The sequence below is a fragment of the Psychrobacter celer genome (assembly GCF_016107555.1).
Lineage (GTDB): Bacteria > Pseudomonadota > Gammaproteobacteria > Pseudomonadales > Moraxellaceae > Psychrobacter > Psychrobacter celer.
The window spans coordinates 1-9,604 of the sequence record NZ_JABASU010000040.1 but is presented as its reverse complement, the minus strand read 5'-3'; the positions used below and the strand labels follow the sequence as shown (position 1 = coordinate 9,604).

At 42.7% G+C, this 9,604-nt stretch carries 12 protein-coding genes; 3 read left to right on the top strand and 9 right to left on the bottom strand.

Annotation, left to right across the window (positions count from 1 at the left end):
- Positions 1-338: transposase (locus JFC05_RS12390; RefSeq protein WP_198337101.1), on the top strand; the 338-nt coding region annotated here is incomplete at its 5' end.
- A 108-nt stretch (positions 339-446) separates the two neighbouring features.
- On the opposite strand, the gene JFC05_RS12385 is transcribed toward JFC05_RS12390, so the two are convergent.
- Together JFC05_RS12385 and JFC05_RS12380 are read right to left on the bottom strand one after the other, a co-directional pair.
- The gene (locus JFC05_RS12385) at positions 447-731 is read right to left on the bottom strand and encodes a hypothetical protein (RefSeq protein WP_198337100.1); all 285 of its coding nucleotides are present in this window, start codon (positions 729-731) and stop codon (positions 447-449) included.
- A 37-nt stretch (positions 732-768) separates the two neighbouring features.
- Positions 769-1,890, bottom strand: coding sequence for a Fic family protein (locus JFC05_RS12380; RefSeq protein ID WP_198337099.1), 1,122 nt, complete (start codon positions 1,888-1,890; stop codon positions 769-771).
- A gap of 526 nt (positions 1,891-2,416) precedes the next feature.
- Between JFC05_RS12380 and JFC05_RS12375 the strand changes: the two genes are divergently transcribed.
- Both JFC05_RS12375 and JFC05_RS12370 read left to right on the top strand, forming a co-directional pair.
- Positions 2,417-3,082 (top strand): IS3 family transposase, encoded by a 666-nt coding sequence (locus JFC05_RS12375; RefSeq protein WP_198337098.1) that lies wholly within the window; start codon positions 2,417-2,419, stop codon positions 3,080-3,082.
- Between the two features lie 48 nt (positions 3,083-3,130).
- Positions 3,131-3,457 carry an ankyrin repeat domain-containing protein gene (locus JFC05_RS12370; protein ID WP_227697554.1) on the top strand — a complete coding sequence of 109 codons (327 nt, stop codon included), beginning with the start codon at positions 3,131-3,133 and terminating at the stop codon, positions 3,455-3,457.
- A gap of 4 nt (positions 3,458-3,461) precedes the next feature.
- Here JFC05_RS12370 and JFC05_RS12365 read toward each other — a convergent pair whose 3' ends face one another.
- The 7 genes from JFC05_RS12365 to JFC05_RS12335 all read right to left on the bottom strand — a co-directional run bounded on the left by JFC05_RS12365 (position 3,462) and on the right by JFC05_RS12335 (position 9,344).
- The gene (locus JFC05_RS12365) at positions 3,462-4,511 is read right to left on the bottom strand and encodes a dipeptidase (protein ID WP_420850572.1); all 1,050 of its coding nucleotides are present in this window, start codon (positions 4,509-4,511) and stop codon (positions 3,462-3,464) included.
- Between the two features lie 2 nt (positions 4,512-4,513).
- Positions 4,514-5,671: a pyrroloquinoline quinone biosynthesis protein PqqE gene (gene pqqE / locus JFC05_RS12360; RefSeq protein WP_105243903.1), complete on the bottom strand. Its 1,158-nt coding sequence runs from the start codon at positions 5,669-5,671 to the stop codon at positions 4,514-4,516.
- The gene (gene pqqD / locus JFC05_RS12355; RefSeq protein WP_105243904.1) at positions 5,668-5,964 is read right to left on the bottom strand and encodes a pyrroloquinoline quinone biosynthesis peptide chaperone PqqD; all 297 of its coding nucleotides are present in this window, start codon (positions 5,962-5,964) and stop codon (positions 5,668-5,670) included. Before pqqD ends, pqqE begins: the two co-directional genes overlap by 4 nt.
- Complete coding sequence (pqqC, locus tag JFC05_RS12350; protein WP_227697553.1) at positions 5,961-6,728, bottom strand: pyrroloquinoline-quinone synthase PqqC; 768 nt, start codon at positions 6,726-6,728, stop codon at positions 5,961-5,963. Before pqqC ends, pqqD begins: the two co-directional genes overlap by 4 nt.
- A 21-nt stretch (positions 6,729-6,749) precedes the next feature.
- Complete coding sequence (gene pqqB, locus JFC05_RS12345; RefSeq protein WP_198337095.1) at positions 6,750-7,661, bottom strand: pyrroloquinoline quinone biosynthesis protein PqqB; 912 nt, start codon at positions 7,659-7,661, stop codon at positions 6,750-6,752.
- 79 nt (positions 7,662-7,740) lie between these two features.
- Complete coding sequence (gene pqqA / locus JFC05_RS12340; RefSeq protein ID WP_075107140.1) at positions 7,741-7,815, bottom strand: pyrroloquinoline quinone precursor peptide PqqA; 75 nt, start codon at positions 7,813-7,815, stop codon at positions 7,741-7,743.
- 386 nt (positions 7,816-8,201) lie between these two features.
- A complete protein-coding gene (locus tag JFC05_RS12335; RefSeq protein WP_198337094.1) occupies positions 8,202-9,344 on the bottom strand; it encodes a siderophore-interacting protein in 1,143 nt (380 codons plus the stop codon).
- Between the last annotated feature and the right edge of the window lie 260 nt (positions 9,345-9,604).

Genomic DNA, 9,604 nt, shown 5'->3' with positions numbered 1-9,604 from the left:
CGCTCTTGCTTGTGCTTATATCTGGCTCAAATTATGAATGTTCAACACGCCCTAACAGCAGCATATTCTACGAATGGTGCAAACAAACCCTAATCCCAAGTCTTAAAACCAAATGCGTGATTGTGATGGATAACGCCAGATTTCATAAGAGTAAGCGTATTCAAAAGCTGCTTAATAGGCATGGTCATCGTATTTTATGGTTGCCGCCGTACAGCCCTGATCTAAAACCTATCGAGAAAAAATGGGCACAGGCTAAGTTTCTACGCCAAGGGTGGATGGAGAATAATTTACCTAAACTGTTTCATGATATGGGCTGTATCGATTTTATAAAGACTTAACTATAGATCATGGTTATTCTCCTAAGTATTTTAAGCCTTTATTGATAGCTATTTTAGTAAAACTTAGATCCGAAAACTGATTCAACTTTAGTCCGGTTAAATAACTATTTATTTCTTGAAGGTTTGGTTAATAAGTATTTTTAATTTTTCTGAAAACTTCAATGTTGATTGCTTATCTCCTTCCATACCTATTGAATTCGTTTCGATAACCCAAAGATAATCAAAAATTTCCTGAGAACTAGGATTATTACTCAAAAAACAACATAGTTCAGGTATGTAGGCATCGTATTCTCCAAGATCATTTGTAAGGTTTGAAACTCCTATAGGATCCCATTCATTATGAACAGCTTTTCTTACTTCTGAATACAATGATTTTTCAGTTTTTTCTATCATTTTAATTAACTCCTGTTATCACAGTTATTACTTTATATCATAAAACCAACTCATAACTCGTACTGCGTCCTGATGCTACAGATTTTCGCATCATACCCTTCTCTATTAAATCATTGATATCTCGTAGTGCCGTGTCTATAGAGCATTTGGTCATAGTTGCCCATTTTTTAGTGGTAAGTTTGCCATAAAAATCAGTCAGCAAAGTATTTAACATTTTCACCTGCCTGTCATTCAAAGCATGCTGTCGATGCGTCTGCCAAAAGCCCGCCTTACTGATAATTTTATCTGTAGTTTCTTGAGCTACAATGAGGGATTGCTCTAGCGTTTGCAAAAACCACACCAACCAATCCGTGATATCTTTATCACCTTTTTGCGTACGCTCTAGTATTTTGTAGTAGTCATTACGCTGTTTAAGGATTTGCGCTGACATACTATAAAAGCGTTGGGCACTGTTATCGCTTTTTGCCAGCATTCGTTCTGTGAGTGCTCGTGTTAGTCGCCCATTTCCATCATCGAATGGATGCAAAGTCACAAACCATAAATGAGCAATACCTGCTTTTATGACCAAATCTATATCGTCTTGCACATTTGACGAAGTATTGAACCATAATAAAAATCTGTCTAATTCATCTGGCAACCTATCTGCACTGGGGGCAACAAAATGAATCTGCTCACGACCATACCCTCCTGACACTACTTGCATTGGCCCATGACTATCATCACGGATACTACCTGTTTGAATACGATAAAGCCCATTATATCCATCTGGAAATAATGCTCGATGCCATCCGAGTAAATCATCTAACAATAGCGGCTGTTGATAACGATAGGTAGCACTTAGCATCATCTCTACCACGGCATCGATCTCACGAGTAGTGGTTGGCATACTGGCATTATCCAGCCCTAAATGCCGCGCAACTGAGGAACGCACTTGATCGTTATTTAGAGACTCCCCTTCTATCTCAGAGGTTTTGACAATCTCTAAAGTCACAGCATCTAATTGCGCCTCAACATTTAACTCAAACCCTAGCGTTAGCAATTTTCCTAATAAACGACCTTGTAATATTCGCACCCGACTGACGAGTGGCAATAGCTTTTTGTCCGACCATTGCCATTCAGTCCAATTTGAGTGCTCATGAATATAAGTAGTATGCTTCATACGTTCCCCAGAGATATGCAGAGATTAGAACAGTAATCTCCTTATATTATGCAGAGAATAAGCAGTAGAAACAATACGTAGAAATTCAAAAACGACCATAGCAGACGTAATAAGAATAGATTCTCAACGAACAAACATAGTTTTTTTTGTTCTGAGAAGGGCTTGAGTAGAGGTAAAAACACTATAAGAATACAGTGCCCAAATACGAGTTAAATTTTACTTTATTATAATTTACATTGTGATTATTCAATCGTATAATATCTACAGGCCATAAAGGTCAATGAATGTAAGATATTATCATAATAAGCATTTTGGTCGACGACTTTGACATGGTAGAGGTCGCTAGTTCGAATCTAGTTACGCCTACCAGATTCGAAAGCCCCAATCTTAAGATTGGGGCTTTTTTTATGCCTGTTATATAAGGGCTGTAGCGAAAAAAACTTGTCTACATCGACTCATAATCATGATTACACAAACAGATTTAAATCATTTAAAAAAGTGACGGTGACCAAATGGTGACCAAAACGTGACCGACCCTCAAAAACCATTAAAATTAAAACCCTCTTCTAAGTGCTTTAAGCGTATACGTAAGCTTGACTATTCTTGGAATCACAAGCGCGTACATCGTGTTTATACCGCGTTAAACTTAAACCTACGCCGTAAGTCTAAAAGACGGCTACCAACACGTCATCCTCAGCCGTTAAGTGTGCCAAACGCATTGGGTCATACTTGGTCTATGGACTTTATGAGCGATAAGCTGCACAACAATATTCGCTTTCGAACCTTTAATGTGATTGATGATTACAACCGTGAAGTATTAGGTATTGATATTGGTACCAGTATGCCTTCACTTCGAGTGATTCGCTACCTCGACCAGTTAGCCGAGTGGCATGGTTATCCTAAGCAAATTCGTGTGGATAATGGCAGTGAGTTTACATCTAGCATATTCACTGATTGGGCATCAGCTCATGGTATTTATATTGATTATATCGAGCCTGGCTGTCCTTATCAAAATGCTTATATTGAACGGTTTAATCGTAGTTACCGCAATGAGGTCTTGGATTGTTATTTATTCAATGATTTAAATGAGGTCAGTCAACTGACTGAGGAATGGATCACGGTTTATAACACCGAAAGACCCCATGATTCACTTAATGATATGACACCTGCCGAGTACAGACAGGTGGCTTAATTATTCTACGATGATGTTGTATTAAGAATGGGGTATTTACAGTTACATATGACGCCACTGCACTATGCAATGCGGGGAGAAAATGCAGAAGCAGCAATAGCTTTGCTAGAAGCAGGATCAGATCCAAATGTACCAAACAGAGACAATATTATTCCCTTAGCTATGATTGGAGGAATGCCTGAAAGACTTGATCTACTTAAGCTAATGCTTGATAAGGGAGCCAATACACACTATAAAAATGGTATTAATGAACTAAGTATAGTAAATAGTATGAAAAAGCACCTTGGGAGTCAGGAAAAATTCATACCTGTTATCCAACTCTTAGACAATACGCATCGATATAGATATTTTATTTCGCGGTATCCAAAGATATAAAATATCAACTCCATATCTTATCCAACACAGCAAACCAATTCTTTGACGTGATCTTTTCAATAAGCGCATCAGAGAAGTGACGTTGTTGCATCCGCTCAATCAGCTTAGAGATTTGACTGATATCAGACAATTCATCAGGTAATAAACACCCATCGAAATCAGAGCCAAAGCCAACGTGATCTTCGCCCAAATGGTCAATCAGATAAGCAAGATGATCCACAATGACATCAAGGGAGGTTTGCGTATTTCGCTGCCCATCCGCACGAATAAACGCCACATCGAAGTTCACCCCAACCATACCACCATTTTGTTTAATGGCAGCCAGTTGTCGATCAGTCAGATTTCTTGCTTGCGCGCATAAGGCGTGTGCATTGGAATGCGTTGCGACAATCGGCTGATCGGCAATCTCTAACGTATCCCAAAACGCGCGCTCATTCATGTGTGACACATCAATTACCATGCCCTTTTTGGCACAAGTCATCACAAGGTCTTTGCCTGCCTTAGTGAGTCCAGAGCCTGTGTCTGGCGAGTGCGGAAAAGAGGCATTTAAGCCATCACCAAATAGGCTTTTTCTATTCCACAGTGGGCCAATGCTTCTGAGTCCTGCCTCATAAAACACATCCAGCAAGTCAGGCTCAATAGCCAAAAACTCAGCGCCTTCAAGATGCAAAACGATGGCCAGTTGCTGATTCTGCTGACAGGCTTGAATTTGTACCATAGACGTACAGATCTGAATCTGACCGTTTGATCGCGCCTGCAATTGCTGGGCAAGTTCTAGTTGCGCGCAGCAAATATCAATGATTTCTTGCGGAGTGAAGTCTGAGTTTGATAGGTTGGATAACTTATCAGGATGGTTGTTTTTCACATAAGCGTAGGGCGGTAAGAAAATAGAAAACAAGCCGCCCATCCATCTTGCTCGTCGGCAACGCTTTAAATCTAAATGTCCCGGTAGTGTGCCATAAATAAAATCATGCACCGGATCGTCAGCAGAGCTTAGCCATAGACGGGTTAACAGATCATTATGACCATCAAAAATTATAGGCTGGTTATTCATCATTAATCCGTGACCATACGCGTGGGAATCAGTTGCTCTTGACTCATACTTAATCGTTTAGAATTTTTAGGGTTCCTAAAGCGCAGATCTTCAAACGGAGTTGGCGTCTCGCTATTAATACGTGCTTCCTCGATCAGGTAGTGATAAGGCGATTTGCCGCACACAGGATCGGCGTTTTTGGCATCGCCCGTCAGCATAAACGCTTGGCAACGGCAGCCGCCATAATCGCGCTCTTTATCAGGGCAGCTTTGGCACATGTCAGGCATCCAGTCATCACCGCGAAAGTGATTGAAACTGTCTGAGTCATACCAGATGTCTTTTAATGGCGTCTGCCTGACATTGGGAAAGGATATGGGCAGTTGTCTGGCAGCATGACAGGGAAGCGCGGTGCCATCAGGTGCCACGGTCAAGAAAATCTTACCCCAGCCATCCATACAAGGTTTTGGCCGTTCTTCGTAGTAATCAGGCACCACAAAAATGAGTTTGCATTTGATACCACGTGCTTCGATTTTTTGGCGATATTCGTTAGTAATGCGTTCGGCTCTGACCACTTGTTCTTTGGTCGGTAGTAGGCCTTCGATGTTTTCAAACGCCCAACCATAAAACTGACAAATAGCCAGCTCAACCGTATCCGCTTCCAGCTCTAAACACAGATCAATAATCTGGTCAATCTGATCGATATTTTGCCGATGGATCACAAAGTTAAGTACCATCGGATAGTCGTACTGCTTGACCAGACGTGACATCTCATATTTTTGTTCAAAGGCATGCTTTGAACCTGCCAAGAGATTATTTACTACAGGGTCACTGGCTTGAAAGCTGATTTGAATATGCTGCAGTCCTGCGTCTTTTAAACTGGCAATGCGCGCTTCAGTCAGTCCCATACCTGAGGTGATGAGATTGGTATAAAAGCCTTTTTGATGCGCATAAGCGACCAGTTCTTCTAGGTCTTGACGCACCAGTGGTTCACCACCAGAAAAGCCCAGCTGCACCGCGCCCATGTGCCGCGCCTGATCAAACACATCAAACCACTCCTGTGTCGTCAGCTCGTCTTTATACTGAGCATAGTCAATGGGGTTGGAGCAATACGGGCATTGTAAGGGGCAGCGATAGGTCAACTCAGCAAGTAACCATAGCGGCATTCCGACGGGCGCAGTCATACTAAGTCAATCCAATGTTCACGCTGGGCGACCAGCATATATTCAATGATGTCTTGCTCGATTTCAGGCACGTCGCCAAACATGGCTTGCACCTTTTGAATAATATCAGCAACCGATGCGGTGCCATCGATATGTTGTCCAATGATACTGGCACTGTCATTGAGTGTAATCATCCCCTCAGGGTAGAGCAGGACATACGCGTCTTGCGCTGGCTCAAACTGGAAGCGGTAGCCATGACGCCATGTGGGAACCAGCGATTGATCCAGCTCAGGTAAACTAGTAGGGATACTCATTTAAACAATCCTTTATGCCAGACATTATCTGTGGTGACGCTTTGATAAGGCGCTTGGTCATGCACATAGGCGAGGCTCAAGGCATCCAAGATCGTCCACAAAATATCGAGTTTAAATTGTAATATCTCAAGCATGCGTTCTTGCTGCTCTGCCGTTCTGAATGAGTCAAGCGTGATGGTCAGACCATGCTCAACATCGCGGCGCGCTTGGCTGAGGCGCGAGCGAAAATAGGTATAGCCTTCTTCTTTGATCCAAGGGTAATGCTTGGGCCAAGACTCTAAGCGCGACTGGTGAATCTGCGGGGCAAACAGTTCGGTCAATGAGCTACTTGCCGCCTCACGCCATGTGGCACGGCGGGCAAAATTGACATAAGCATCTACCGCAAAGCGCACCCCTGGCAAGACCAATTCTTCAGAAATGACCTGCTCACGCGTCAGGCCAACCGCTTCTGCCAGCCCAAGCCACGCTTCGCGCCCGCCGCCATCAGGATACACGCCGTCTTGGTCAATCATCCGCTGAATCCACTCTTGGCGCACGCGTTGATCGGGACAGTTCGCCATAATCGCCGCGTCTTTTAGCGGGATATTGATTTGGTAATAAAACCGATTGGCAACCCACTCTTGGATTTGCTGCTGCGTGGCGCGCCCTTCGTGCATCATGATATGAAAAGGGTGGTGAATGTGGTAATACCGACCTTTTGCCATAATCGCTTGTTCAAACGCTTCTGGACTTAAGGCGATACTGCCTTCTGTTATTGTTGTCATAGGATTGCCTTACCGTTTGTCTTATAGTTCTATCTGCATACCATCGAACGCCACTTCAACACCGTGCTGTTTTAATGTCGCGGCTTGTTCAGATCGCTCGTTTAATATCGGGTTGGTGTTATTAATATGAATGAGCACTTTGCGAGCATTGTCGAGCTGATCGAGATAATGCAGTGATCCATCGTCACCATTGATATGCAGATGCCCCATGTCTTGGCCTGTTTTGATGCCGACGCCGCGCTCTTGCATCTCGTTGTCTGTCCATAGCGTACCGTCAATCATCACGCAATCAGACGCTTTCATGATTTGCATCACTTCGTCATCAATTTTGCCCAAGCCTGGCGCGTAGAACAGCTGCTTTTGTGTTTTTAAATCTTTCACAATCAGCGCGATATTATCGCCATCATGAGGGTCATTGCGATGCGGCGAATACGGCGGCGCTGAGCTTCTAATGACCAAAGGCGTTAGCTCTAAATTGCTATAACCGTCAATTTGAAAGGTTTGCTTTGGATCGATTTGATTATATTGTAGACCGCCATTCCAGTGCTTTAGCATGTTGAACAGCGGAAATCCTGTGCTGAGGTCGTCATGCACCATGTCCGTACACCAAACAGAGATGGGGCAGCCTTCACGTAGGGTCAACAATCCCGTGGTATGGTCAAGCTGACTGTCCATCAATACCACATCGGTGATGCCTGTGTCTCGCAATTGACGCGCTGGCTGAGCCGCTTTAAAGTCAAATAGCTGCTGGCGAATGTCTGGTGAAGCGTTAAACAAAATCCAGTCAACACCATTTTCTGATATGGCGATCGAGGACTGGGTACGGGTCTTTGCTTCAATGGTGCCTTGGCGTACGCCGTGGCAGTTTTCGCAGTTACAGTTCCACTGCGGAAAACCGCCGCCCGCTGCTGAGCCTAAAACGTGAATATACATAGCGCAATATTTCCAAATGTCAAAAAAAGTAAAAGCCCTAATCATCTAGGGCTTTTAAGGTATTCAGGTTTATAAGCTTTTAGCGTGCTTCAAAATACATAGTGATTTCGAAACCGATACGGATGTCTTGAAAAGCGGGTTTAGTCCACTGCATGGCATTGCTCCGAGTGTCTGTCACTCATTAATAAATGAGTAAGGTGAATAAAGGTAGTGATTAATGGTATTACAGGCAGGCACTTAATGTCAATTTGTTAGATGTTAACATAAGCGCGCCAAGCGTATATTTTAACGCTGCTAGCGAAACACATCAATCGGTCCTATTGTTACATTTGGTTGTGTTATGCAAAAGCAGAGACACAATCGTAATCCTATAGAGGCTGCTCAATAATGATCAAGGAGCATTCGATAGCGTACTCATTATGTGCTGTCCAAGTTTATTATGCCAATACAGTATTAGCTTATGGGACGCGTTTATGATGGGTATTTCTTATAAGCTGTCCAAATTTATTATGTCCCTACAGAGCGACTTATACTCACCTTTTACGACGCCCGCCAATACACTTTCATAACCATATCTTGGCGAGATAAATCAAACTTAGTCTTTAATTGGCGCCTTAATACTTTGGCATCAGCTGCGCTAAGCGCGCCCCAAACCTTCTCTATAAGAATAGAGCCGTCTTCTAAACGTGTATCTATAGCTGAGACAATAGCATCAGGAAGATCAATAGAAGGTGTATTCAAAATATGTACTATATTGTCTTGTTTAAAATTATCAATCTGTGCCAATGTCTGACTTAATTCGATATCTTGTAGGTAAGCCGTATCTGCATCATCATTAGTGACGACAATGACGATTGGCGCTATCGTATTTTGCCAATTTTCTATTAAATTAGCGACTGTTGGTATAGACGTTTCGTCACAAATAAGCAGACACTGACCCTCATTTAAATGTGCAATTTTTTCTGGATAATCGCGTACACTTTTAAGTTGTGTTCCTGCTTGAACCGCTCTCGCCCAATTACCACCAGGTGTATCACCATGAATATAAGTATCCACCCAGCCTTGTACTTGCTGAGTTTCTGCGTCTTGCCATGCTTTTCGCAAGGTATAATAGCGCTGTAATTTCTCCGGAGCGTTATCAGGGGCGTTGGCAGATTCACTACTGATTGATATGCCACTATTCATTTCAAACAGATAAGCATATCCTGCATGATTCAGTGGCGAATCAGCAGGCGCAGTTACGACCAATCTATACATATTTGGACTGGCGTAATAACTATCAATCACAGTGAAATAACGCACTTGCTGTTTTATCGCAAGCTTGCCAAGTTTCTTTGAGGCCACCTGCAAGAGGTTGATATATTGCGACTTCAAAGTAACCGTTTCATCAATCACATTTTCAAATTCAATAAAGAATTGCTTAACCACATCAGGCAACGATTCAGCTTTATGACTTGGTAGACTTTCTGAGTTTTGAGCTGCTGCTTCGAGCAATAATCCATCGCTATAAACCTCTGCCACCACAACCGCTACATCATTACTGAGCTTAGTGTCAGCAAATGCCTCCACAAACATAGCCAGCTCATCTTGGTGTTCATCATTGACATGGTTCATGAACTTTATTTTAGCCGCCACGGGTAATGGCACTTTGTCTGTATAACGTTGATCAAAAACTTGGGACATAATGCACCCTTTATAAAAAATTAGTTTTATAAAAAAGACAAGGCGCTTGATCCACTCAATGCGCCTCATTTATTAGGCTTGTAACCTAACAAGCCATGACTATTTCTAAAATTTAGCAGTCGCTGGTACTGACATAAAAAGTAACGATAAAACAGAATAGCATAGCGGAGAGAGTCGGAAATGCGAGGATTGATTGGAGGTATTATTAGGGCGTGTTGAACATTCATAATTTGAGCCAGATATAAGCACAAGCAAGAGCG